Consider the following 24,957-nt stretch of genomic DNA (forward strand, 5'->3'; position numbering starts at 1 on the left):
TTCAGAAATATCCAGAACACTCATGGCTGACATTCAAGCTTCGATGGCCAGCTTAGATACACTCCTCGACAGGAATCGCCCTGTTCTACCAGAACCCGACAGCAATGAAAGCCCACCCCATCCTTCTCTTCAGTCTGCTCTCCAGCGGGTCCGTCCTGGCCCAATCCGGAACGACCGTCACGGCTCAACACACCAACGGAGCTTCGAGCCTCAACCTGAGCCTGCCGCAGACACCCATCCAATACCGCTCTGACTCCAGCAGCAACACAAATCCTCCTGGAACCTACTATGGCGACACCAGCGGCATACCTGCCGCAACCACTGATAAAAGAAACAGTGTCTTCATCCGTCAACCCACCTGCGAAGGTCAACTGTCCGGTGCAGTCACTACCGGCGTGGGCTATTCCAACCACGGCGGCACCAGCAACTGGCAGGCCGTCAACCTCAACACATGCAAAACTTATTACAACGATGAAGGCACGCCCCACAAGATCGGGATCAGTATCACGCTTGGTCAAAGTAAAGGCCCGCATTACAACCCCGGCCTCCACAGACTGCATCCAGTGTGGTAGCTGTGCTTGCCGGTATGGACAGCTCACGGCCACTCATAGCGCTTAGAGCCTGTGATCAACGTTCATGAGGCTGATGGATCCGCCACACCGCGGCAATCCACTTGGAATGACTGATCACATTGGCTTATTACAGTGTAGTCAGTCCCATGAGTCATGGCGCATATCACCACGACGTAACGACGGACAGTGGAGGCAACGCCGAAGTAAACAGTGCCATCATCCCATCCATGCAAGTGCTGTTGCTGGTAGGAAGATATTGGTTCCACACAAACGTCAGCACGGCCCGTTTTCTGATTGCTGCGGCCATCGCTTCAGAGTCGATGCTGTCATTGCACGCCGTTCCAACTCCATGAGCAACGCTCACATCAGAGACTCTCTGGCAACCAGCAGGTACCTCGGTCATCCCGACACACCAAGCACCCAATGAATCGGCACTGCAAGCAACGGCTGGCATCGCTGCAATGACCTTCAGCACTTCAAAACACTCCACACCGCAGCTGTTCGTCTCTGCTTTCGGAATCATGGCCAACATCGTTCAGAAATTCACGCCACAACGGTTCCATCACACCCCAAAAAAAGTTTTAAAGACAATAGATTTAGATGAAGACACAACAGAGCGTTGCCAAACAGAAACTGCTGCTGTAGTTGCCGTATGCATCAAAAAGGACGATGGCACATCGCAATAATCGCAATACATGTCTCAGACGTGAAAGCATCAGACAGATGCGGCCTGCAATGCAGGAATGACATATTCGCCAAATAAACGGCAAGAGGTGCGCACCGCGTCAGGATCGTGGCGATGACCAGCGAAGAAACCGACGATATTTGCAGCACCAGTGCGTCCAAGTTGCAACAGAATCTGCTCAGTCACCTGCGCCGGTGTACCAACGACGATGTCATCGTCCAGAATTGATGGCATCTGTGCCTGGGCAGCCCTGGCATGTTCGCGTGCGCGTCCTTCAGTCTTGGCAACAAAGATGCAACGGCGAATCGCCAATCGTTCTGCGGTGTACCTGTGCCCTGTCATCTCACGATAAACATCGAACAAACGCACCACGGCATCCGTGTCCAAAAAACCGGTACACAAGCGGTGTCCACGCTTTGCGGCTTCTGCCGCCGCTTCAGTACTACGCACAGTCGCCCAAATCGGCGGGGAAGGATGTTGCAATGGCCGTGGCACCATACCAAGCTGCTCGAATGACCAGTAGCGGCCACGGTACGACAAACAGGGGTTCAGCCAAGCCTGCTCGAGGATGTCCAGTGCCTCACAGTACATCGGCACGATGTCGACCTCAGCAATACCAACCGCAGCCGCCTCCTGCACAGACGAACCACGAGCGACCCCTATCTCAACGCGCCCTTGACTGAGCTGATCAAGGACACCCACCTGTTCAAGAAAACGCCACGGTTGCCATAGCGGCAAGACCCAGCCGAGCACGCCGATACGCAGATGCTGGCTACGCGCCGCCACCCACGCCGCAAACAAGCTTGGCGCGGGACAAGCACGTAAACCACTGAAATGGTGCTCGCTGAAAAAGATGCCATGAAACCCCAGCGCCTCGGCCTGCGCCCATAATTCGCTGCGCCAGGCATATTCTTTAGAGCACGCTAATGCATCAAAGTGCACCGGATCTGCATCATCTGAGATATTGAGCTGCTCGAATATCCAGGATTTAATCATTGAAAAAATCCTTGTTTTTGAAGTAACTCCATTATTAAGAACCCATATATCTTGACAAATCAAGAGAAAAAATCGCTCGCATTTCCTGAAATTTTTAGAAATTAATCAGGCAATCAGCGATGATTTAATCCACATAACAAGTGTGCCCACGCCAGCCGATGCGGCGTACCGATTGATGAGGAAGAACGGATGGCCAAAAGCACCACAAGCAAAGCCAGGATCGCCTACGTCTGCACCGAATGCGGCGCCGAATACAGCAAATGGCAGGGACAGTGCACCGAATGCGGCACGTGGAATCGCTTAAGCCAAATCACCTTGGGAAACACAGGATCAGTCAAGCATCCAGCCATGCAGCACAGCAACTGGACCGGCAAGATCGACCCACCCAAGATCACGGCATTGCAGGACATTCAGCACAGCGAGCAAGTACGGGTGTCTACCGGCATCGGTGAGTTCGATCGTGTCCTCGGCGGCGGCCTGGTTGAAGGCGCAGTGGTGTTGATTGGCGGCGATCCTGGCATCGGCAAGTCGACGCTCCTGCTGCAAGCATTAGCACGGATGGCCGGCACACTGCCGACACTGTATGTGACCGGCGAGGAATCGCTGGCGCAAGTCGCCGGTCGTGCGGTACGCCTGGATCTACCCTTAGAAGGTTTAAACGCGCTCGCCGAGACCGGGATCGAATCGATCCTACAGCACGCCAGCACAGCACGACCACGACTGATCGTCGCCGATTCAGTGCAAACCCTGTGGACCGAAACACTGACCGCCGCACCCGGTTCGGTCAGCCAAGTACGCGAAAGCGCCGCGCAGTTGGTGCGCTACGCCAAAGAAACCGGCACGACCGTGTTCCTGGTCGGCCATGTCACCAAAGAGGGCGGGATCGCCGGCCCTCGCGTGCTCGAACACATGGTCGACGCGGTGCTGTATTTCGAGGGTGAAAGCGGTAGCCGCTTCCGCCTACTGCGGGCGTTCAAAAACCGCTTCGGAGCAGTCAACGAACTAGGCGTGTTTGCGATGGGCGAGAAAGGCTTGAAAGAAGTCTCCAATCCATCAGCCATGTTCTTATCCGGCAGAAACAGCCACCAACCAGGTAGCTGTGTGATGGTGACACGTGAGGGCACCCGCCCCTTGATGGTCGAGGTACAAGCCCTGGTCGATCCCTCCCCCCTGTCCAATCCACGCCGGGTCACCGTGGGGCTAGAACAAAACCGGCTGGCGATGCTGTTGGCCGTGTTGCACCGTCACGGCAACGTCGTCATCGGCGACCAAGACGTATTCATCAACATCGTCGGCGGAATCCGCGTACAAGAGACAGCCGCAGATCTCCCGGTACTGCTGGCGGTACGGTCTTCGTTATGCAACCGGGCGCTGCCCGAAAAGACCATCGCCTTTGGTGAAGTGGGCTTGTCCGGTGAAATCCGCCCGGTGCCTAACGGCGAAGAACGCCTCAGGGAAGCAGCGACGCACGGCTTCAAACGCGCGATCGTGCCGAAAGCCAATGCCCCCAAAGCAAGTGCCATGAAGGACATGGAGGTCATCGCCGTAGAACGACTGGATCAGGCGCTGGAAGCAACTGATTGAACATCGGGCATCTCTGAGTACTGTCATGCCGTCAATGCATCCCAGCGGCGGGGATCGGGAAACGCGGTACGTCTCCATATGACAGACCAACATCGGTCCCAATGAAAACATGTCGACCAACTCCAGAAAGGCCGCTGCACCATCAACCATCGGGATCATGAAAACCACGCAATGCCGCCCCTGCCAAGAGGAATACAGCGACTGGTTCGTTATCTCAGTGGACGTGCTGCAAGCCGTTGCCCCATCTGACGCTGTACTACCCTTAGCGCATCATGCGGCATCCGATGGACAAAGCTGATCTAAACAACGACATCACCCAGAATAACCCTAGCGATAGTGACGCTCGTTAGTATATTTCTCACAGGCCAAGCAGGTCTGATCGGGGTCGTAAGGAATGGGCTTGCCCCCCATATCCAACGGCCCACCACAACGTGGACATATGACTCCATAGCCCTGTTGGATCTGCCATAGTCGATGTCGGGCCTGTCGTTGTTGATACTTAGCGAAAAAGAGATACATCAGCGCCGACAAAAACCAGACATAAGGCACCCAACGCAGGATATAAAATATGCCAGCAAATGAAGGGTCGTCTTGCATCCTTGGAATGACGAACATCCCAAGTATCGAGACGATCATAACGACAGTCACTCGATAGTAAACAATAAACATTTTTCGAGCCAATCCATGAGTACGTTCCTGGTTACCAGGAGAGTCTGCCGACTCAAGCATCAACGTTCAAGACGTTAAAGCGCCGCGGAGCGGGAAACGGCGTGCTGCAACTCCCCCAGAGTGATGATAATGACTCAAAGGCCCCGGCAATGTGGCAGCCACACCTGCCGCATTGGCATCCCAGCACACGACATTGCCTGCCATAGGATGTCGTCTTCACTGTACCGCCTGTACCGAGTCCCTACATACCACACAAAGATGGAGGGCAAAACGTCATCCACGTCTACTCACCCGAATGCTGCGACACTGATCACGCATTCCGGAACATCCGCGGCCATTGCGGCCACAGGTGATATCGCATGAGTAAAGATGACATACCCATCTCCGCTCCCGTCAGCCCCCAAAGCAAACGCAACGGACACCTCGTCCGAAACCGGCACTGTACGCTCAGCAAGTCTGGACAAGAAACAATAAAGGGCCCTATTGGCCCGACAGTGACACTGATCTAAAGCACGTGTATCCCACCCTACGCATCTCAAAGGAAGGAAACCAACATCACCGCATCAAGTGACGCAAGGATGCTATCTGACAAGCATGGATCACATTGCTTAAAGTGCTGGGATATCACGCTGACCTGCATCACTGCTGGATCACGCCAGCGGACGATGCACATGACTTACGCGTTACGCGCTCCCAATAGACGCAGACCGAGCAAAGCCCCAGACAAACAGCACTCCGCATGGATGCTGACCAACCTCCAGGCTGGGAATGGCATCCAACCGTACCCGGATTGAGGCCAACGACCTACTTCACCACATCCAACGCCTGACGCAACGGTGCCAAAAACGTTTCGGCACGCTCGCATGCGATGCACACGTCCGGAGCATCACTCAAGACCGTCACCAATGCACTGCCAACCACCACTCCGTCAGCATCCACCGCCATCGTTGCAGCACTGGCCGCGTCCTTGATGCCAAAGCCGGCGACCACAGGAATTTGAGTCTGGGCACGCAATTGACGCAGACGCTCACTGGCTGAGTGGGCATCGAGCCGGTCAGCACCGGTCACGCCAGCAAAGCTCACGTAGTACAAGTACCCCCGAGCCACCTCGCTCAGCATGGCTAAACGGGGTGCAGGGGTCGTCGGAGACGCCAACACGATCAGTGCCAAACCAGCCGCCGAGAAGATTGTCCGGATTTCGTCCGCCTCTTCCGGAGGAAGATCCACGAGCAGCACCCCATCGACCCCAGAAGCCACCGCACGCTGTGCGAAACGCACGATGCCATAGATTTCCAACGGATTGAGGTAGCCCATCAAGACCACCGGCGTCACTGCATCGTTCTGACGGAACACGTGGACTGTCTGCAACACGTAGGTCAACCCAACACCACGCTGCAACGCACGTTCGGAACTGTGCTGAATCACGGGACCATCGGCCATCGGATCCGAAAACGGCACGCCCAACTCGATCACATCGGCCCCAGCGCGCACCAGCGCATGCATGACCGGAACAGCCGCCTCCAAGGATGGATCACCCGCTGTGATGAAAGGAATCAACGCCTTGCGTGATTGCGTCCTTAAGCGGCGGAAGGTTTCGTCTATACGATGCATCGAAGTCTCGGGACATTTGGAAATTCAAACAAGTCATTAATAGCGCGGCATCATCATCCGGTATCCACCAGGTAATAGGTCCGATGCCATCACCTAGCCCCCCCGCATTGACGCATACCCAACACATCTCAGACACGTACACCTTCACGCGCGGCGATGGTGTGTACATCCTTATCACCACGACCGGACAAGTTACACAGCACCAAGGCGTCCTTCGGAAGATCACGTGCCAGCGTGATGGCCTGGGCCACGGCGTGACTGGATTCCAATGCAGCAAGGATGCCTTCGGTATGTGCAAGCAGATGGAATGCAGTCAACGCCTCATCGTCGGTAATGCCGACATACTGCGCACGGCCGCTGTCAGCCAGGAAGGCATGCTCAGGACCGACACCCGGATAATCCAAGCCGGCCGACACCGAATGCGTTTCGATGATTTGACCATCATCGTCGCAGATGACATAGGTGCGATTACCATGCAACACGCCCGGACGACCAGCAACGATCGAGGCCGCGTGGCGACCCGTCGCGATACCGTCTCCAGCCGCCTCAGCGCCGTAGATACTCACCGAAGCGTCGTTGAGGAAAGCATGGAACAAGCCAATCGCATTACTGCCACCGCCAACGCAAGCGGTGATTGCATCCGGTAAGCGGCCATAATCTTCGATCATTTGCGCACGTGCTTCGCGGCCAACGATGGCGTTGAAGTCACGCACCATACGCGGATACGGATCCGGGCCAGCAACGGTACCAATGATATAAAACGTGTGCTCCACATTACTGACCCAGTCACGCATCGCTTCGTTGAGTGCATCCTTAAGCGTGGCCGAGCCGGAGGTCACCGGTACCACCGTCGCACCCAGCAATTGCATCCGATACACGTTGATCTTCTGCCGCTCGATATCCGTGGCCCCCATATACACCACGCACTCCAAGCCTAAACGCGCCGCGACAGTGGCACTGGCGACGCCATGCTGACCGGCACCCGTCTCGGCAATGATGCGGGTCTTGCCCATGCGTGCTGCCAGCAACGCCTGGCCAATGGTGTTGTTGATTTTGTGCGCGCCGGTGTGATTCAGATCCTCACGCTTCAGCAGAATCTGCGCACCACCCACCTTACGACTCAGCCGTTCGGCATGGTAGATCGGACTGGGTCGGCCCACGTAATCCTTGAGATCCTTGTCATAGGCAGCGATGAAATTTGGGTCATGACGCGCAGCATCGTAGGCCTTGGCAAGTTCCTGCAACGGTCCGATCAAGGTTTCAGCAACAAAACGGCCGCCGTAACGCCCAAAATGGCCGCAAGCGTCAGGGAAAGCATGATAGTCAACAGTAACGTCAGACATGAGCGGCACCAGCAGAAACAGGCCGTCACTGTAACGCACGTGAGTGTCTGAAAAATCGATATTCTTCGCGCCGACCGGTTCAGAGAAACACCCATGCCCTTACTGAACCCGTGATGCGTCTTTGAGGCAGTCATGCAGTAGGCACACTTGCAGACCGGTGATTCCTCATCCATCACGCAGCCAACCGCCAACGCTACCTGGTTAAGGATGAGACGAGATTTCCCGTCATCAGGCTGCCGTGCGCAACTGGACCTGGACACACTGTACCAGCGCATCGCATGCGTGCACCTGTACTCCTTGGCTTGGATTGGCATTGATGATCGCAACGTCCCCCTAATGACCAACGCCACCTGGCCGCTTCATGACGTTCCGGCGCAACCGACCATCAAAACTGTGTCATCACATGACGAAACGTAAATGCGGTATCCCCAGCAGGCCACTCAAAACAGCGTACGGTAGTCGGCGCGACGCACTGCTTCGACAAAGTGACGCATCTTGTCGCCGTCCTTGATGCCCGGCTCCAATTCGATACCACTGGAAACGTCTACGCCCCAAGGCACCTTAGCAACGATGGCGTCGAACACGTTTTCCGGGGTGATGCCGCCGGCAAGCAGAAAGGGATGGTGCAGATCAGCAGGGACACGCGACCAGTCGAACGTTTGACCGGTGCCACCGGTGCCACCCTTAACATGACTGTCGAAAATGAAGCCAGCCGCATTCGGGTACTTCAAGTACAAGGCCCGCGTGCGGATGCGCTTTGCCTCGTCACCCGCCATCGGGATGGCCTTTAGGTACGGCACGTTGAAAGTGCGACAGAATGCGTCTTCCTCCTCGCCGTGAAACTGAAGCAACGTTGGACGCACCGAGCGCACAACGGCGTGGATCTCATCGGCACTGTTATTTCGGAAGAGCGCAACCACATCGACCAGCGGCGCAATCGTTTGGCGTATCGCAGATGCCTGCGCAACTGTCAGCCGACGAGAGCTACCAGATGCGAAGATGAGTCCCACCGCATCGACGCCAAGCTCACTGGCTAAACGCACATCTCCAACGCGGGTCATGCCGCAAAACTTGATACGGGTACGGTAAGAGAGGCGATTCATAAACTCACCTCGGTAGGCAAGCACCACTTTGCCGGATACAAGGGCCCGACAAAAACCAAACCTTGCGGTGAGGCGGTCGGTCCGGCCATGGTCCGGTCACGCCCTGCAAGCAATGTTGCAATCCATTCCATCGGACGTTCGCCAGTCCCAACCAGAATCAACGATCCCACGATATTGCGCACCATATGATGCAGAAAGGCATTGGCCTGGACACATACCTCGATCACCTCGTCATCGCGTCGTACCGAAATCGCCTGAAGCTCACGGCGTGCGTGCAGCGCCTGACACTGCGCACTGCGAAACGCACTGAAGTCGTTTTCGCCAAGCAGCATCTGCGCAGCAGCATGCATCGCCCACGCATCCAGCGGGCGCCGCTCCCAGCTCAAGAATTGACGCTGCAACGCCGGCCGCACCTGACGGTTTAACAGCCGATAGCGATAACGGCGTGCACAAGCGGAGAAACGCGCATGGAAATCATCGGACATCGGCACACACCAGCGTACTGCCACCGAAGACGGCAGCCGTGCAGTAGCACCCAGCATCCAGCCGCGTGAAGGGCGGGCAACCGCACTGTCGAAATGCACAACCTGACACTGGCCATGGACACCAGCATCCGTACGACCGGCACACACCACCCGTACCGGCACATCGGCCACTGAAGCCAGGGCCTCCTGCAATGTCGCCTGTACGCTAGGCCCCCTCTCACCCAACTGTTGCCAGCCCAAAAACTCACTGCCGTCGTACTCTACGCCCAACGCGTAACGCATCATCGTATCCTGCCACGGGACCTCAACCGACAGGCATCGCCTGTTTATGCAATTTGGTTGAGTAACGCTGCTGCTTCGGCACGGGCAACATCGTCTCCGGTGACCACCACTTCACGCAGGAGACTGCGCGCGGTCTCCTTATCCCCCAAATCAAGATAGGCAACCGCCAATTCCAGACGATCGCGCACCCCTGCCGGAAGCCCAGGCTGCCCCGCCTGTTGCCCGGCGAAGTTGGCGGCATGCGCCTGGACGAATGTCTGAGGCTGAATAGGCTGATTGGCAGCAGCATACATACCAACCAAGGTACGATCGGGACCGAGGTCTGGAGTGTGTATGCGTTCACCCTCACGCACCACCTGATCAGGCATATCAAAAAAATCACTCCGTGACACGGCAGCAGAATTTTCAGGCAACGCTACAACCAATGCCTCCGAGTCCAACCCACGCGACGGTAACTGAGGCAACGGCGAAGGCTTGGGACGACGGGAAACCCACCACAACACCATGCAGATAAACAGCAGAGCGGCGCCGCCGAACAGCCAAATCGAGCCCCCCCCCCACCTGCTATGCGCCTGGGTTTTGGGCAAATGCTGTTGCGCTGCCGCCAGCTCGCTATCCTTCAACGCGATCAATTGCTGCTGTTTTTTACGCAGCTGTTCCAAGTCGATGAGTCGGGAACGCAGCTCTTGAATCTCAGCGTCGCGACTGGCAATGTCTTCGCGTGCCTGTTGCAATTGCTCCCCACCCGGCATATCGCCCTCTCTTGCATTACTGGTACCACTCATAGTGCCAGCCTTCTTCGTATCACCGGGTACGGCCGGCGCGATTTCGAGTCGATCGGTCGCTGTATCGGGACCGGCAACGGCGCGCGACTGTGACCCTGGGCCAGATTCGGCTGGCTGCGGGATGCTTGCACGTGCTTGACGCCACTGCGCCGCCTGCTCACGCACCATTGCCTTTGCTTCGGCGGCACCGAGCTCGCTCAACGCCTCCTGCGTGGGCGTGCGGAGCACCACACCCTGTTTAAGCAAGTTGATGTTGCCACCAATGAAGGCACTCGGATTGGTACGCAACAGCGCCAGCATGGTTTGGTCGAGGGTACGCCCACTCTGGCGCGCCAACTGCAAAGCGATTTTCGATAAAGTTTGGCCGCGTTGCACGGTGACCAGTTCGGCATCGGATTCCGGCGCAACGCCCGCTGTACCTACATCCGATTTCGCTCCCCACACGTCAGCTGACTCTGACGTTGTATCCAGCGCATCGTCCGCATCGAGTGTGGCAGGGGCAGGCACAGGTACGGCAAGGGGGGGAGGACGTACACTGACGCTGGGAACCTGTGGACGCACAATGATATTGGTAGGAGCCACCTGAGGCGCCTCGATCGCCGGCTCGGCAATTGCTGCGGCAGTATTAGGAGCATCAACCAGAGCCGAGTATTCACGTACTAACCGCCCTTGTCTCCACTCCACTTCAATCAGAAAATTGATTGCCTTCTGCTGCACCGTCTGCCTGCTGGTCACCCGAACAACCGCGCGACCGCGGCCATCCTTGGCGAATTGAAACTGCAAATCGTCGAGGAAACCGTTGGGTCGCTCCAATCCAACCCGGGCGAAGGTCTCTGGGGAAGCTAGCGCCACGCGCACATCATCAAGCTCGCCGGCCTCGTTAGAAATAACCGGGATCTCTGCTACCAGCGGCTGACCTGGCTTGGAAAGCACACGAATATCACCCAGCCCTAGCGCCAACGCAGCATTGCTGCACAGCGCTAAAAACAAGGCAGCCAAGCCATATACCGGGCTTAATACGCCCTTGCCCATAGGTTTCATGAACACCAATATAACCGGTGTAGCCGGAATTCTGAATCCAACGAGCACAATACGATCAGTATGGCCGCTCGCGCAAACGACAACGGGCAATAGCCACCCAATCGCCGCCACCTGTATACCGTTCCACTAAGGTCGAATCGTACCATGCTCAAATGGACTCGCTCGTCACTAGTTCAGCAAGCTGTATTGCATTAAGCGCGGCCCCCTTACGAATGTTGTCGGCCACCACCCACAGGTTCAAGCCGCGTGGATGCGAGAAATCCTCCCGAATGCGACCAACAAACACCGGGTCTTTACCGGAAGCGTGGGTGACAGGGGTCGGATAACCACCCGGCTCCCACTCATCGACAACTTCAACACCTGGCGCACTGGCCAGCAACGCACGCGCCTGCTCCGGAGTGACTTTCTTTTGCGTTTCGATATTGACCGCTTCGGAGTGACCAAAGAACACGGGGACACGCACCGCTGTTGGATTCACCTGAATGTTGCTGTCCTCAAGGATCTTCTGCGTCTCCCAAACCAACTTCATCTCCTCTTTGGTATAGCCGTTGGATTGAAAATCGTCGATATGTGGAATCAAGTTGAAAGCGATCTGTACCGGAAAGCGTTGTGGGTTGATCTCTTGAAACGCCAACAACTGTGCAGTCTGCTGTCCCAACTCCTCCAGCGCCGAGCGACCGCCACCAGACACGGATTGATAGGTGGCGACATTGATACGCTCAATGCGATATTCCCTGTGGATAGGTGCCAAGACCGGCATCAGCTGCATCGTCGAACAATTCGGATTGGCGATGATGCCACGTGGCCGCCGCTTCAACGCATGTGGGTTCACCTCGGATACAACTAACGGCACATCCTCCTCGTAACGAAACGCGGAAGAATTGTCGATCACCACCACGCCGGCAGCAGCAAACTTCGGTGCATACTCTTTAGATACGCTTCCGCCAGCCGAAAACAGCGCAATATCCACACCGAGCGGGTCAAAGCTCTCCAAGTCCAGCACGTTGATCTTCTCGCCCTTGAAAGTGATCTGAACACCCGTCGAGCGCGCCGAAGCAAGAGGAATCAGCTTCGCAACCGGGAAATCACGCTCTTCCAGGATAGAAAGCATGACCTCGCCAACTGCACCGGTCGCACCAACGATGGCAATGTTGAAATAACGATTGGATTTGGATGAGGACATAAACATCGTTCCTTCAAAAAAAGATAAAACAAAAGAAACAGAAACACCGTGATCTCAGGGTTTGAGAAATCGACTAGGGCACACTGAGATTCCCTATCGTTTGATGCTGTCAGCTTTGTCTGTATCCAGAGATCGTCCCACACATCAACTCACCTCCCACCCTCATGTCACTTTGGCACGGTCAGATCGCAGCCAACCAGGACATGAACCAACACCCATACACCAACAAGATTACCGGAGATCATGATTTTTCCCCGACCATCATGATGATGCGTTGACTCCGCCGCATGTACAGTAACACCAAGCCCCAATCATCATTGGGTGCAATCGGAGCAATGCAGCAAACGTCCCGTATGCAGCCCACACCTCAAGGACACCCAGCCAGGTTGCATGTGTGCCAATGGAATACATGCTCACCGATACCAAACGCGACACTGACAAATAGCTGTGGAACATAGGTCATTACAGCAGCAAGGATGTATCCGTTGCGGCCGAGCATAACCATAAACCCAGTCCAATGACGCACATTTCGCTGCCAATGATTGCGGCACGACCTGAAAGCCATGTCGGTGAGATCAGTGGAAATCGTCAGCAGCACATCCAGCGACATCCGGACATCGTCGGACAGCAGCTGCCTGCCCCATCCGTGTAAACGGTACTCAATCATCGGCACTCCAGACACTCACCCCCCCTGGAATCCGCGGACACATCTCACCCACATCAGCGCACTGGGCACGGTGGCGCAGCGCCTGGTCCATCAGTACCAACGCAACCATCGCTTCGGCAATCGGAGGGACCCGGATCCCCACACAGGGATCGTGACGCCCCGTAGTGATCACCTGAACCGGATCACCATCCACATCCACCGTCTCACCAGGCACACGCAGGCTGGAAGTCGGTTTGAGAGCAATCGAGGCAATCATCGGCTGACCGGTGGTAATGCCACCGAGGATGCCGCCAGCATGGTTGCTGAGAAACCCCAAAGGAGTCATCAAATCACGGTGCTGCGTTCCTTTTTGTACCGTGCTGGCGAAACCATCACCGATCTCCACACCTTTGACTGCATTGATACTCATCAACGCGGCAGCCAGTTCACCATCAAGTTTGCCGTAAATCGGCTCACCCCAACCCGGCGGCACGCCTTCGGCGACCACATCCACACGCGCACCGACCGAATCACCAGATTTGCGCAGCGCGTCCATGTAGGCTTCCAGCGCCGGCACCTGAGCGGCATGCGGCCAGAAAAACGGATTATCCTCGACCACATCCCAAGCAAAGCCTTCCGGGCGTATTTCGCCAAGCTGAGATAGAAAACCGCGCACCGTCACACCATAACGCTGCTTCAACCACTTCTTGGCAACCACCCCGGCAGCCACGCGCATGGTTGTCTCGCGCGCTGAAGAGCGCCCTCCGCCACGTGGATCACGGATACCGTACTTCTGCCAATAAGTGTAATCGGCATGGCCCGGACGGAACTGGCGGGCAATCGCCACATAATCCTTACTACGCTGGTCGATATTGCGGATCAACAGTGCAATCGGAGTGCCCGTGGTACGGCCTTCATAAACACCGGAAAGAATCTCAACGTGATCGGCCTCACGGCGTGCCGAAGTATGACGGCTCCTGCCGGTCGCACGGCGTTGCAAGTCGTGGGCAAATTCCTCGGCTGCAAGCTCCAATCCTGGAGGGCAGCCGTCAACAACACAGCCAATCGCCGGACCATGTGATTCACCAAAGGTCGTCACCGCCAGCAGCTTTCCAAACGTGTTCGCCCCCATGCACAAGCACCCTCAACGTTCGGCAGCCAACGCAGCGATACGGTCATGGTGGACCATCAACTCACGGCATTCAACCGCAAAGACACCCATCTGGCCGACTTTGAATTCGATCCAAGCGAAGTCGACATTCGGCAACCGCTGCACCAAATGTTGCTCGGACTCACCAACCTCACAGATCAACAAGCCATCCTCATCTAAGTGTGCCGGGGCATCACGCAAGATCTTCAGCACCAGATTCAGTCCATCCGGGCCGGCACGCAAACCCAACACTGGCTCATAACCATACTCCCGAGGCAGTGCATCGGTCTCGGCATCAGTCACGTAAGGCGGGTTGCTGACAATCAACTGATAGCGGCGCCCAACCAGACCAACAAACAGGTCTGACTTAATCAACTCGACGTTATGCGCCAACAGGAGCGCCTTGTTTTCCAAAGCTAACCCCAGCGCATCATCACTGATGTCGGCACCGTCCACCCTCCAATGCGGATTGTAGTGGCCCATCGCAATCGCAATGCATCCCGAGCCCGTGCATAAGTCGAGCGCATGGTGTACTTCGCGCCCTGCCAACCACGGCTCAAAGCCAACCTGGATCAACTCAGCAATCGGCGAGCGCGGCACCAGTGCGCGCGCATCGCTCTTGAAGTTCAGCCCAGCAAACCAAGCATCACCCGTCAGATAAGCCACCGGCACGCGCTCGGCGACACGCCGCTCAAACAGCGCTAGCACGCGCTCCTTCTCAGTACGCAGCAACCGCGCCTGACCATAGGCGGGGCCAAGATCGGGCGGCAGATGCAAGGTGTGCAACACCAGTTGAGTCGCCTCATCTAACGCATTGTCGTAACTGTGGCCAAAAGTCAAACCAGCCTCGTTAAAACGGCTGGCACCATAGCGGATCAAGTCGACAATCGTGTAAAGCTCATCGGCTGCGGCAGCAGTCATAGCAACAGCCAAAATCAGATCGGCCCAGGATTATAGAGGCACAGGCCGTATCATTGAGCATCCATTGCAGTGGAAACCACCAGGTTCGACCACAGTACCCATGCTGGTCTTACTGACCGCTGGCGTGGAGCTGCGCATCGGGCAAACATGGCTGGTCAGAGCCCCTCATCCAGCATGGCCACACACGCAGGCAGTACGCTGGTATGCGATACCCAATATCGACTTGCACGCATCCGGCGACATTCACTGATTTCACATACTCTGCAGGGACATGAGACCCCGGTGTTTTTGGGCTTCACCTTCTACCCGGACGTATGCCCGATCACGTTAGCCACACTGGCGCAGGCGCAGCAACAGCATGAGCCACTTCCGGAAGCACTACACCCACAGGTACTGCTCGTTTCGATCGATCCAGATCACGATTCACCAGTACGGCTGAATGAATAGGCCCGCCTCTTTCACAAAAACACCATTTTATGAACAAACCCCCCACTACTCATGTTTCAAAGCACACCTCCTAGAAGCCATACCAAAAGGCCCCGCATCTGCGGGGCCTCCCAGTACACAACACACCCTCAGACAATCGAACTCGCCGCCAGCAAGTGATGCGCATTGATGTCACGCACGGTCGCCTGTGTCGTCGTCACCGCAGGCGTCATCGCCATCGCAGCAATCAAACGCTCCACCTCACTGGACAGCACCGTCCCATCCTGGAACGCGAAAGATTCCACCTGATGAGCCGATCCACGGAACCAGTCCGCCACGGTCACCCGGTCGTCACCGTTATTGAAGAGGATGGAAAGATCGTCTCCTGACCTCCTAAACAGGGCCTCTTCACGATGCAGCCCCTCACCAAACACGAGCTTGTCGGAACCGCCCCGCTCCACGATGGTGTCGTGGCCGTCTCCTTTCTCGAACAAATACGTGTCAGCATTACTACTGCCGTACAGAATGTCGTCACCCGTACCGCCGATCAGCACGTTGTTATTGGCATACCAGGCCACCTTCAGCACATCGTTGCCGGCGCCGCCTTCCAAGCGGTTGCTGCCGCCACCGCCATCCAGCACGTCATCGCCATCGCCCCCTAGCATCAGATCGTTTCCTTCCCAGCCCTGCAGCGTGTCATTGCCAGAAGTGCCCACCGTCAGCCAGTCCAGGCTGCTCAGGGTATCTCCAGTCCAGATCGTGCCATCAGCAAAAATAATCTGCTCAATGTCAGCACTGCGGTTACGGTTACCGTTAGACGTCAGCCAGTCCTTCAAGCGGATGCTGTCGTGGCCATTGCCCAAATCCAGCACCACGTCTTGACCTTCACGCCGTATCCGCACATCGCTGGCAGCAATCCCCTCACCAAACACGAGCTTGTCGGAACCGCCCCGCTCCACGATGGTGTCGTGGCCGTCTCCTTTCTCGAACAAATACGTGTCAGCATTACTACTGCCGTACAGAATGTCGTCACCCGTACCGCCGATCAGCACGTTGTTATTGGCATACCAGGCCACTTTCAGCACATCGTTGCCGGCGCCGCCTTCCAGGCGGTTGCTGCCGCCACCACCATCCAGCACGTCATCGCCATCGCCGCCTAGCAGCAGATCGTTTCCTTCTCCTCCGTAAAGGGTGTCATTGCCCGCATCGCCGCGGAGAATGTCGTTGCCATCTCCCCCATACAGTGTGTCGTCTCCGGCGCCACCGAACAGCACATCGTCACCAGCGCCGCCCCGCAGGATATTGGCGCCTGCATCACCAAACATCATGTCCGCTGCCGCGCTGCCTTCGGCCTCTCCAGAAACTAAGGAAATCCAAGCATCCGCCAGGGCCTGCATCCCATCGGCGGTCGCCGCGGTCCGGTCGATCATGTCACGTAAGGCATCCAACGGATCCCAGCCGCTGCCAGCCACGGCGTCGCTGCCGTAGCGGTACAGGTCCATGACATCTTGAAGGGCCTGGGCTTTGTTGTGCTGCCAGGTGTGATCCAACTTGGCCTGCAACCCAGAAGCATCCCATCCCAGGGCGCCGTTGTTCTCTGTCGCGATGATCCCCGACAGGTAATCGCTGATCCGGGGGCCGAGGATCAGGCGGGCATAGGCGGATTCTTTCAGGCTGTCATAGGCTTTCATCAAATCGTCGATCTGCTCCGGCTGCAGCAAAATGCGCATTACCTCTTCGCGGTGTCCGTCGGGATGCACCACGCGGTTCCAAGTGAAGAACTGCCCACCCGTGGATATCTGGCCGTTTTGATCGCTGACCAGGCTGGAGCCGTTGAACTTCTCCAACATGGCGATGATCGGCCCAAGCCGGGCGTGCTGCTGCTGGGTCCAGGCCAGCACGGCCTGCTGCCCCTGGGCAGTGACGGACGCAGGCACGGCGCCGTGGTAATACACGGTGCGGGGCACCTCCCCGGAGGTTTCCAGGCGTTGCTCGGTGCTGGGCATGGCCGAGGTATCGGCCCACAAGGCCATGACCGGATCCAGCGCGGCACGCAGGGTGCCCTGGGTAGACCCGGACACCAGGGCCTGAAGGGCGGTCAATAAGGCGGGTGACAGGCTGGCGGCCTCTTGCAAATCGCGCACCGCACCGCTGCCTGTCAAGTACGGCAACACCGCCGCCGCGTCCGTCACGATCACCTGGTCATGGGCACCGCTGTAATCACGGTAGAAGTGGTTGAGGCCTAATTGCAGGTCGCCGACCAGGCCGGTGGTGCCATCGGTGCGGGTGTAGGTGCCGCGGTTGTCGATGAGGTTGCCGTTGCCCAGGTCCAGATCCTGGGTGTCGGTGGGGGTCAAGGTAATCGAGGCAATCCCCAGGCTGGAGAGGGTGAACAGCTCGTTGTCTTGGGAGCGGCCATCCTGGTTGAGATCGCGCCACACGCGCACATCTGCAAAGCGAGTGTCGGCAGCATCAAAGACACCATCGCCATTGGTGTCCAGATCGCGCAGCGCCTCAAAGCCGGAGGTAGCCTTCTGGCCGTTGCTCAGCACCGTATCGGCGCCGAACAGTTCGCTGCCATCATCAATGCGTCCGTTGCCGTTGCGGTCCAGCACCAGAAAGCCGTCATCGGGTTTCACCCAGCCGCTAGCATGTTTGACACCGTCGCCGTCGTGATCGAACAGGATGTGCTTACCCGCCGCCACGGTTTCGATGCCGTCGCCGTCCAGGTCCAGCACCAGCGGGTCGATGCGGGGGGTGAAGTTTCTTGCCTCATGGAAAGATTCATACGCCCTATGCGATAACTCAGATATAGACCAATCATTAAATATAAAAGGGATCTTTTCTATATTATTCAGAAGATATTGACTGTATGGATTCCACTGTAAAGCTGCAGTAGAAGGTAATATGATACCAGCAGAAATAAACGCTGCGGCTTGCCAAGTAGTACAATTATAAGTACCTCTACCCCCAAAACCAAGAACAAAATAATTTTGACCTCGACGAGTGGCTTCGATAAATCTCATTAACGCATTATACTGATCCACACTAATACTATACTTCAAACTACTTCATTGATACTCATGTGGTTTTTTTCCCGTGTTTGATCCAGTTTCAAACACCGTCCCAGGTCCACGTAGATTTCCTGGTTTGGCTGGTCCATATCCATACTCACGTTCAGTCCCATCGGGCAAGGTAATCACAATAAAAGTATGTGGGATGCCATCTACGCCGCCAATGTCATGTCTGACCTGAACAGATATATTATTACTCATTACAACTCCTTACGGTAATATGGAGATACAAAAATCATGTTATATATCACGCCATTTTCCAATAGCTCAGCTTTAGTTTTATTGTAAAACGATATCCTCACTTTTGTACGCATACCAATCTCTTCTTTTTTTCTTGAAATTGCCTTTTCGATCAACGATGGATCAATCTTCTTTGAGCCAAAATAAAAATTAATATAAAATATCTTCTCATTTCCATCCCAAAATACAAGTTGTTTCTTATTACAATCTATCTTGCTGGAGCACATCCCACTCTCAACAAAAACATCATCAATTGCACTGAATATTTCATCTGAACCTTCTACCGAAGTCCCGCCACATCCTGAAAGCCCAATGACTCCTGAGGCAAGAATAAATAAAAAAACACTTTTTCTTAAGAGTCGAAAAAACATCATAGAACCTCCATTAAAAATTTAATGTTTTTCATATTCCTGCATAAAGGTGAAGGTCCCAGTTCTCACCGCTTCACCCAATTGATCAGAAATCCTGGAATCGATTTGGTTGGATTTTGATTTCCTTTCAACATTATTACTCATTACGATATTGCTCCATTAAAGTCTATTCAGAATTAAACACAAACTTAAATATAATATGTAATACCAAAGTGCAACACACATCAAAACAATAAACGCATATATCATACAGAAGCCAAAATGCCACCTCCCTAAGAAAAGAAAATCCACAACGTCAAATCTAGTTGACAAGTAAGAAACAGACGCTCGAGGAGCAACAGACACTCCTTTGAAAACGATCACCCCTAAAAGAATTGATATCAACCATGCTACAGGAACCATCATGATCGCTTTTTTCAAAGGCATGCTTTGGTAGGTCCATCGTGAATGAATTAACAAAAATAAAAGAGGCGACATCACCCAATACATCACCACAGTGAACGAATACCCCTCGGCCCCGCCAAATGCCTCTCGATAAGAGGTTTCCCAGCCCGAAACAAAACCAATATCCGTCGCACCCATCAATATCGCACATTTACTGATGATCATCGGGACGAAGAAAAACACCACAAGAATATAAAGGCTATGATCCGCAATAAATTCTTTGAATTCATTGAATTTGATTTTCAAGACACTCTCCCAGATGCAGCCTGCTCCATCAAAGATGGGCAACAGAATACACTTGATGCCATGTAAATAAAAATATCAGTAAACTCCTTCAAGTTTAAATAGTCCCTCATCAAAGCAATGATTTGCTGTAGCTGCACGATGGGGTGCCGTTGTCATCGCGGTAGAAGCGGCTGAAGCCTTATTGCAGGTGGTTGGCATTGGGATCATTAAGCAATCTTTTACCAATCTCACTCCATAAATTCATTGTTAGTCCGGTTCATCTGCTCAGATGCAAGCGACTGTCCTTGTTTGTTCCCACGCCACTCGTGAAAATTCAGTGCTGCACGAGCGTAACGCTCACCCCGAATACGGGTTAACTGCACCGAAAGTAAAAGATGTCTGTATGCATCCGTAGGACCATCCTCACGCCCAGGAAGCTTTGAGTGTATTGATTCATTGATTGCAGCATTAGCAACTTTACCCGTGAAAATGTTACTCAAGCTCCAAGAAGCATTTTTACGCATATAGTATTTAGTCATAGTCCGTCTCATCAAGGTTATCACACCCGCAACTAGCATCTTTTGAAATACCTTTATAACCGAATATCAAAAGACATCTCTTTATTTCTTCATCAGGCATTTTAAGATGGCAGCTAACAGAGGCTACATTTCCATTCTCCTCAATTATTTTTAAAGTTACTTTATTCACTTTTCTTGATGTAAATACACCATGCTCAAATATCCAATTAATTTTAAGAGGGGGGACAATAAACTCTTTCAATTCCACTGACTGATTATCCACCAGCACATCCTTCACATGAATAGAATCATTCGTTCTATTTTCAATGCTAAGATGATATTCATCCCCCTTCAATTTTGAGTAGATCAAAAATGGGGCGAGAAGTAATGCTGGAAGAGCAACCAATAATGCAAAGAGGATTAATGAAGCTCTCAGTTTCGTCATACGCATGACAGTCATCTCTCTTTTACAGATATCGCATTTTACATCATGTTGAATATCGACTGCGGACATCAATTATTCAATTAATTGAATGTGGGCTGCTTGCTGGTCCGTATTCCGAATTAGTATGGAATACTGTTTGTTGTATTCTTGCCCAAAGGCGAAGACCCCAGTGGTATATGCTGAGCGCACATCATCGAAATTGCTGTCATCACTCTGATTGGATGTTGATGTCCCTGTCGCATTATCACGCATTACGATAATACTCCATTAAAGTCTATTCAAAATTAAACGCAAACTCAAATATAATGTCCCATACCAAATTAAAGCAGAAACCCAAACAAAACTCGCATATATCATACAGAAACCAAAATGCCACCTCCCTAATGAAAAAAATTGTCCACCTGCAAATCTTCTTCCAATAAAAGAAACATGCGTTCCGTCAAGAGGGGTAACAAACACTCCTTTAAAAAGGAATACTCCAAAAAAAATTGACAACAACCATATCGCAGGAATCATAATGATTGCTTTTTTCAAGGACATGCCTTGATAATTCACTTTTGAATGTACCCATAAAAACGCAAGAGGCGACATCACCCAATACATCACCACAGTGAGCGAATACCCCTCGGCCCCGCCGAATGCCTCTCGATAAGAGGTTTCCCAACCCGAAACAAAACCAATATCCGTCGCACCCATCAATATCGCACATTGACTGATGATCATCGGGACGAAGAAAAACACCGCAAGAATATAGCGGCCATGATCAGCAATGAATTCTTTTAATTCATTGAATTTGATCTTCAAGATACTCCTCCATGATGCAGCGTTCACCATCAAAGACGTTCACAGAATACACTTGATGTTATGCAATTAAAAATATCAGCGAACTTCTTCAAGTTTAAATAGTCCCTCATCAAAGCAATGATTTGCTGTAGCTGCACGATGGAGCGCTGTTGTCATCGTGGTAAAAGCGGCTGAGGCCTCATGGCAGGTGGTTGGCATTGGGATCATTACCCAGTCTTTTGCCAATCGCAATTCCCAACTCATTATTATGTTGGTCCATCCTATAAGATGCAGACGACTGTCCTAGTCTGTTTCCATCCCACTCATGAAAATTTAGTAATGCACGAGCATAAGAATCACCATAAATACGGGTTAACTCCGCCGAAAGTAAAAGATGTCTGTATGCATCCGCAGGACCATCCTCACGCCCAGGAAGATATGACCAGGTTGATTCATAGATTACATCACCAGGAACACGACCATCAATTTTATCCCTCAAGCTCCAAGAAGCATTTTTACGCATATAATATTTAGTCATAGTCCGTCTCATCAAGGTTATCACACCCGCAACTAGCATCTTTTGATACTCCCTTGTAGGAGAACTTCAAAAGACATGTCTTTATTCCATCATAAGGCATTTTAAGATGGCAGCTAACAGAGGCTACATTTCCATTCTCCTCAATTATCTTTAAAGTTACTTTATTCACTTTTCTTGATTTAAATAAACCATGATTAGGGTGCCAATAGATTTTCGTGGGGGCAACAATAAATTCTTTCAATCCCACTGACTGATTATCTACTAGCACATCCTTTACATAAATGGAATCATTCGTTCTATTTGAGATACTCAGATAATATTCATCCCCCTTCAATTTTGAGTAGATTAAAAAAGGGGCGAGAAGTAAGGCTGGAAGAGCAACTAATAGTGCAAAGAGGATTAATGAAGCTCTCAGTTTCGTCATACGCATGACAGTCATCTCTCTTTTACAGATATCGCATTTTACATCATGTTGAATATCGACTGCAGACGTCAATTATTCAATTAATTGAATGTGGGCTGCTTGCTGGTCCGTATTCCGAATTAGTATGGAATACTGTTTGTTGTATTCTTGCCCAAAGGCGAAGACCCCAGTGGCATATGCTGAGCGCACATCATCGAAATTGCTGTCATCACTCTGATTGGATGTTGATGTCCCTGTCGCATTATTACGCATAATACTATCACTCCTTTTTAAGTCTATTTGAAATTAAACGAAACGTTAAATATGATGCTATATAAATCGTGAAACAAAAAGTATAAAAAATTCCCCCATATAATATACAAAAACCAAGATGCCACTTCCCAAATATTAAAATCCCTAATAACCGTGTGGATGGATGTTGAAGGGTAGAAGCAGGCCCTACATCATAAACAATGATCCCACAAGCAATTGACAACAACCATATTGCAGGGATGACAATGATCGCTTTTTTCAAGGACATGCCTTGATCATTCGCTTTTGAATGTATCCATAAAAACACAAGAGGCGACATCACCCAATACATCACCACAGTGAACGAATACCCCTCGGCCCCGCCAAATGCCTCTCGATACGACGTTTCCCATGGCGAAACAAAACCAATATCCGTTACACCGATCCATATCGCACATTGACTAATGATCATCGGGACAAAGAAAAACACCGCAAGAATATAGCGGCCATGATCAGCAATGAATTCTTTTAATTCATTGAATTTGATCTTCAAGATACTCCTCCATGATGCAGCGTTCACCATCAAAGACACGCAACAAAATACGCTGCATCTCATGCAAATAAAAAAATATAGACGGACTCCTTTTTACATGGTCACTCATCAAGGCAATGCTTCGATGCGGCTGCACGATGGGGCGCCGTTGTACTCGCGGTATCAGGAGGTGAGGCTTCATTGCCAGATCGCCGGCTAGGCTGGTGCGAGTGTCGCTGCCACGGGTATCAATGAGGTGACCGTTGTCCAGGTTAAGCGGCTGGGTGTCCTTGGATTCCATTAGGGTGACCGACATCCTGATCCCATATTCCTGATCCATTGATTTAGCCACTTGTATCACATTGCATTGTCTGCCGTGCCTGCTGGCCGCGGTGCAGGTCCGTAAGGCAACACGGTTGAACAGCAGGATGGCCGTGAGATAGCGATCCAAGATTGATCAGACCGAATTAACGAAAATCCAAGACCACGCCTCAGTGAGCGCGTTCTACAGCCACGCGCGCCAGCGCCGCCAGCGGCGCAGCAGGTTCACCGTAAGGGTGCAATTGGGCGTAGAGGCGTTCGGCCAATTGCACCAGATAAGACTTAGCCCCCTCTACGCTGAGCAAGGCGGGGAAGGTAGATTTTTCCTGTACGGCATCTTTGCCGGCCGTCTTACCGAGTTGTTCGGAACTGGATTCGATATCCAAGATGTCATCACGTACTTGGAATGCTAATCCAAGCGTGGCCGCAAAGGTGTCCAGGGCGTGTAGATCCTGCGCTGAAGCGTTCCCGGCCAGTGCGCCCATTCTTACTGCGGCACGCATCAATGCACCTGTTTTCAAGGCATGTATGGCTTCCAGCGCTTGGAGCGATTGCCATTGACCGGTAGCGTCAATATCCAGTGCCTGACCACCACACATCCCCGCACTTCCTGCCGCGTGGGTCAATGTCTGTAGCCAGGCGATACGGAGCGCAGCGTCGGCTGGCGCATCCGCCAGCCATTCAAACGCAAGGGTCTGCAGCGCGTCGCCAGTGAGGATGGCCGTGGCTTCGTCAAAAGCGATATGTACGGTGGGACGCCCCCGGCGTAACAGGTCGTCATCCATCGCGGGGAGATCGTCATGCACCAGCGAATACGCATGGATCAGTTCTACCGCCGCCGCCGGTACGTCGAGTACGGATGCATCGACATGAAACAGGGACCCGGCAGCGTAGACCAGCAAGGGACGCATACGTTTACCACCGCCGAGCACTGTGTGCCGCATCGCGGCGTGCAGCCGCTGTGGTGCCTGTGTCGGGGCGGGCAAACATCGTTCCAAGTAGCTATCGGTGCGTTCGCGCCAGTGCGTGAACAGCGCTTGGCTCACGGCGATACACCCACTACGCCGGGATCGAACGGCTCGCCGTCATCCGGGTGCATTGGATCGCTCAACAGCCGCACCCGCAATTCTGCCTGTTCCAGCGCCTGCTGGCATTCACGATACAGGCCAATGCCGCGTTCGTAAGCGCCAAGGGACTGTTCCAAGCTGAGTTCGCCCGTCTCCATCTTCTGTACCAGTTGCTCCAATTCCTGAAGCGACTGTTCGAAGCGGGCCACCGGCGCCGTGTCTGTCGGGGAATGTTTTGGCATTGCGAAAGTGTGCGGGGTGT

At 53.4% G+C, this 24,957-nt stretch carries 30 protein-coding genes and 1 pseudogene; 6 read left to right on the forward strand and 25 right to left on the reverse strand.

Annotated features, from left to right (window positions below):
- Positions 1 to 104: 104 nt before the first annotated feature.
- Entirely contained in the window at positions 105 to 572 is a 468-nt protein-coding gene (locus tag PLS229_RS08550) for a hypothetical protein (RefSeq protein WP_038271498.1), read from the forward strand.
- 163 nt (positions 573 to 735) lie between these two features.
- Here the strand turns inward: PLS229_RS08550 and PLS229_RS08555 are convergent, their stop codons facing one another.
- On the reverse strand, positions 736 to 1,095 hold the full coding sequence (locus tag PLS229_RS08555) for a hypothetical protein (RefSeq protein WP_152536628.1): 360 nt from the start codon (positions 1,093 to 1,095) through the stop codon (positions 736 to 738).
- Between PLS229_RS08555 and PLS229_RS08560 the strand changes: the two genes are divergently transcribed.
- Complete coding sequence (locus PLS229_RS08560) at positions 1,094 to 1,258, forward strand: hypothetical protein (RefSeq protein WP_160199308.1); 165 nt, start codon at positions 1,094 to 1,096, stop codon at positions 1,256 to 1,258. The genes PLS229_RS08555 and PLS229_RS08560 overlap by 2 nt on opposite strands.
- A gap of 29 nt (positions 1,259 to 1,287) precedes the next feature.
- Here PLS229_RS08560 and PLS229_RS08565 read toward each other — a convergent pair whose 3' ends face one another.
- A complete protein-coding gene (locus PLS229_RS08565) occupies positions 1,288 to 2,253 on the reverse strand; it encodes an LLM class flavin-dependent oxidoreductase (RefSeq protein ID WP_038271502.1) in 966 nt (321 codons plus the stop codon).
- Positions 2,254 to 2,442: 189 nt separating this feature from the next.
- Between PLS229_RS08565 and radA the strand changes: the two genes are divergently transcribed.
- Positions 2,443 to 3,837 (forward strand): DNA repair protein RadA, encoded by a 1,395-nt coding sequence (radA, locus tag PLS229_RS08570; protein WP_038271504.1) that lies wholly within the window; start codon positions 2,443 to 2,445, stop codon positions 3,835 to 3,837.
- A gap of 157 nt (positions 3,838 to 3,994) precedes the next feature.
- The gene (locus PLS229_RS08575; RefSeq protein WP_171898055.1) at positions 3,995 to 4,135 is read left to right on the forward strand and encodes a hypothetical protein; all 141 of its coding nucleotides are present in this window, start codon (positions 3,995 to 3,997) and stop codon (positions 4,133 to 4,135) included.
- Positions 4,136 to 4,164: 29 nt separating this feature from the next.
- On the opposite strand, the gene PLS229_RS08580 is transcribed toward PLS229_RS08575, so the two are convergent.
- The 3 genes from PLS229_RS08580 to trpB all read right to left on the reverse strand — a co-directional run bounded on the left by PLS229_RS08580 (position 4,165) and on the right by trpB (position 7,460).
- Positions 4,165 to 4,566 carry a hypothetical protein gene (locus PLS229_RS08580; RefSeq protein WP_038271505.1) on the reverse strand — a complete coding sequence of 134 codons (402 nt, stop codon included), beginning with the start codon at positions 4,564 to 4,566 and terminating at the stop codon, positions 4,165 to 4,167.
- A gap of 744 nt (positions 4,567 to 5,310) precedes the next feature.
- Positions 5,311 to 6,117, reverse strand: coding sequence for a tryptophan synthase subunit alpha (gene trpA, locus PLS229_RS08585; protein WP_038271506.1), 807 nt, complete (start codon positions 6,115 to 6,117; stop codon positions 5,311 to 5,313).
- Between the two features lie 128 nt (positions 6,118 to 6,245).
- Positions 6,246 to 7,460, reverse strand: a complete 1,215-nt coding sequence (gene trpB, locus PLS229_RS08590) for a tryptophan synthase subunit beta (RefSeq protein ID WP_038271531.1) — start codon at positions 7,458 to 7,460, stop codon at positions 6,246 to 6,248.
- 207 nt (positions 7,461 to 7,667) lie between these two features.
- On the opposite strand from trpB, the gene PLS229_RS11980 reads away from it, so the two are divergent.
- Positions 7,668 to 7,877, forward strand: coding sequence for a hypothetical protein (locus tag PLS229_RS11980; protein WP_038271507.1), 210 nt, complete (start codon positions 7,668 to 7,670; stop codon positions 7,875 to 7,877).
- 23 nt (positions 7,878 to 7,900) lie between these two features.
- Here the strand turns inward: PLS229_RS11980 and PLS229_RS08595 are convergent, their stop codons facing one another.
- The 7 genes from PLS229_RS08595 to prmB all read right to left on the reverse strand — a co-directional run bounded on the left by PLS229_RS08595 (position 7,901) and on the right by prmB (position 15,056).
- On the reverse strand, positions 7,901 to 8,563 hold the full coding sequence (locus PLS229_RS08595) for a phosphoribosylanthranilate isomerase (protein ID WP_038271508.1): 663 nt from the start codon (positions 8,561 to 8,563) through the stop codon (positions 7,901 to 7,903).
- A complete protein-coding gene (truA, locus tag PLS229_RS08600; RefSeq protein ID WP_038271509.1) occupies positions 8,560 to 9,330 on the reverse strand; it encodes a tRNA pseudouridine(38-40) synthase TruA in 771 nt (256 codons plus the stop codon). The genes PLS229_RS08595 and truA overlap by 4 nt, the downstream gene beginning before the upstream one ends.
- 44 nt (positions 9,331 to 9,374) lie before the next feature.
- On the reverse strand, positions 9,375 to 11,147 hold the full coding sequence (locus PLS229_RS08605; RefSeq protein ID WP_038271510.1) for a motility hub landmark protein FimV: 1,773 nt from the start codon (positions 11,145 to 11,147) through the stop codon (positions 9,375 to 9,377).
- Between the two features lie 157 nt (positions 11,148 to 11,304).
- Complete coding sequence (locus tag PLS229_RS08610) at positions 11,305 to 12,339, reverse strand: aspartate-semialdehyde dehydrogenase (protein WP_038271511.1); 1,035 nt, start codon at positions 12,337 to 12,339, stop codon at positions 11,305 to 11,307.
- A gap of 367 nt (positions 12,340 to 12,706) precedes the next feature.
- Positions 12,707 to 13,006, reverse strand: coding sequence for a hypothetical protein (locus tag PLS229_RS08615; RefSeq protein ID WP_038271512.1), 300 nt, complete (start codon positions 13,004 to 13,006; stop codon positions 12,707 to 12,709).
- On the reverse strand, positions 12,999 to 14,117 hold the full coding sequence (gene aroC / locus PLS229_RS08620; RefSeq protein WP_038271513.1) for a chorismate synthase: 1,119 nt from the start codon (positions 14,115 to 14,117) through the stop codon (positions 12,999 to 13,001). Before aroC ends, PLS229_RS08615 begins: the two co-directional genes overlap by 8 nt.
- Positions 14,118 to 14,129: 12 nt before the next feature.
- On the reverse strand, positions 14,130 to 15,056 hold the full coding sequence (gene prmB / locus PLS229_RS08625) for a 50S ribosomal protein L3 N(5)-glutamine methyltransferase (protein ID WP_038271514.1): 927 nt from the start codon (positions 15,054 to 15,056) through the stop codon (positions 14,130 to 14,132).
- 174 nt (positions 15,057 to 15,230) lie between these two features.
- Here prmB and PLS229_RS08630 point away from each other — a divergent pair, with 174 nt between their 5' ends.
- Complete coding sequence (locus PLS229_RS08630; protein WP_230428294.1) at positions 15,231 to 15,503, forward strand: SCO family protein; 273 nt, start codon at positions 15,231 to 15,233, stop codon at positions 15,501 to 15,503.
- 128 nt (positions 15,504 to 15,631) lie between these two features.
- On the opposite strand, the pseudogene PLS229_RS08635 reads toward PLS229_RS08630, so the two are convergent.
- The 13 genes and pseudogenes from PLS229_RS08635 to PLS229_RS08695 form a co-directional block, all read right to left on the reverse strand.
- Positions 15,632 to 18,250: pseudogene (locus tag PLS229_RS08635) on the reverse strand (calcium-binding protein); the annotation flags it as partial.
- A gap of 303 nt (positions 18,251 to 18,553) precedes the next feature.
- On the reverse strand, positions 18,554 to 18,757 hold the full coding sequence (locus PLS229_RS08640) for a hypothetical protein (RefSeq protein WP_081755452.1): 204 nt from the start codon (positions 18,755 to 18,757) through the stop codon (positions 18,554 to 18,556).
- The gene (locus tag PLS229_RS08645; protein ID WP_230428231.1) at positions 18,757 to 19,170 is read right to left on the reverse strand and encodes a hypothetical protein; all 414 of its coding nucleotides are present in this window, start codon (positions 19,168 to 19,170) and stop codon (positions 18,757 to 18,759) included. Before PLS229_RS08645 ends, PLS229_RS08640 begins: the two co-directional genes overlap by 1 nt.
- 156 nt (positions 19,171 to 19,326) lie before the next feature.
- The gene (locus PLS229_RS08650) at positions 19,327 to 19,857 is read right to left on the reverse strand and encodes a hypothetical protein (protein ID WP_201745726.1); all 531 of its coding nucleotides are present in this window, start codon (positions 19,855 to 19,857) and stop codon (positions 19,327 to 19,329) included.
- Between the two features lie 227 nt (positions 19,858 to 20,084).
- Entirely contained in the window at positions 20,085 to 20,375 is a 291-nt protein-coding gene (locus PLS229_RS08655; protein ID WP_038271516.1) for a hypothetical protein, read from the reverse strand.
- Complete coding sequence (locus tag PLS229_RS08660; protein WP_230428232.1) at positions 20,368 to 20,868, reverse strand: hypothetical protein; 501 nt, start codon at positions 20,866 to 20,868, stop codon at positions 20,368 to 20,370. The genes PLS229_RS08655 and PLS229_RS08660 overlap by 8 nt, the downstream gene beginning before the upstream one ends.
- Before the next feature lie 198 nt (positions 20,869 to 21,066).
- Positions 21,067 to 21,633: a hypothetical protein gene (locus PLS229_RS08665; protein WP_038271519.1), complete on the reverse strand. Its 567-nt coding sequence runs from the start codon at positions 21,631 to 21,633 to the stop codon at positions 21,067 to 21,069.
- Positions 21,634 to 21,781: 148 nt separating this feature from the next.
- Positions 21,782 to 22,120 (reverse strand): DUF6973 domain-containing protein, encoded by a 339-nt coding sequence (locus PLS229_RS08670; protein ID WP_152536630.1) that lies wholly within the window; start codon positions 22,118 to 22,120, stop codon positions 21,782 to 21,784.
- Positions 22,113 to 22,550, reverse strand: a complete 438-nt coding sequence (locus PLS229_RS08675; protein ID WP_038271543.1) for a hypothetical protein — start codon at positions 22,548 to 22,550, stop codon at positions 22,113 to 22,115. The genes PLS229_RS08670 and PLS229_RS08675 overlap by 8 nt, the downstream gene beginning before the upstream one ends.
- 253 nt (positions 22,551 to 22,803) lie before the next feature.
- Positions 22,804 to 23,358, reverse strand: coding sequence for a hypothetical protein (locus PLS229_RS08680; protein ID WP_038271521.1), 555 nt, complete (start codon positions 23,356 to 23,358; stop codon positions 22,804 to 22,806).
- Positions 23,309 to 23,623 carry a hypothetical protein gene (locus tag PLS229_RS08685; RefSeq protein WP_160165191.1) on the reverse strand — a complete coding sequence of 105 codons (315 nt, stop codon included), beginning with the start codon at positions 23,621 to 23,623 and terminating at the stop codon, positions 23,309 to 23,311. Before PLS229_RS08685 ends, PLS229_RS08680 begins: the two co-directional genes overlap by 50 nt.
- A 175-nt stretch (positions 23,624 to 23,798) precedes the next feature.
- Positions 23,799 to 24,674, reverse strand: coding sequence for a polyprenyl synthetase family protein (locus PLS229_RS08690; RefSeq protein WP_038271523.1), 876 nt, complete (start codon positions 24,672 to 24,674; stop codon positions 23,799 to 23,801).
- Positions 24,671 to 24,937, reverse strand: a complete 267-nt coding sequence (locus tag PLS229_RS08695) for an exodeoxyribonuclease VII small subunit (protein ID WP_038271524.1) — start codon at positions 24,935 to 24,937, stop codon at positions 24,671 to 24,673. Before PLS229_RS08695 ends, PLS229_RS08690 begins: the two co-directional genes overlap by 4 nt.
- Positions 24,938 to 24,957 lie beyond the last annotated feature (20 nt).

Source organism: Xylella taiwanensis (assembly GCF_013177435.1).
GTDB lineage: Bacteria > Pseudomonadota > Gammaproteobacteria > Xanthomonadales > Xanthomonadaceae > Xylella > Xylella taiwanensis.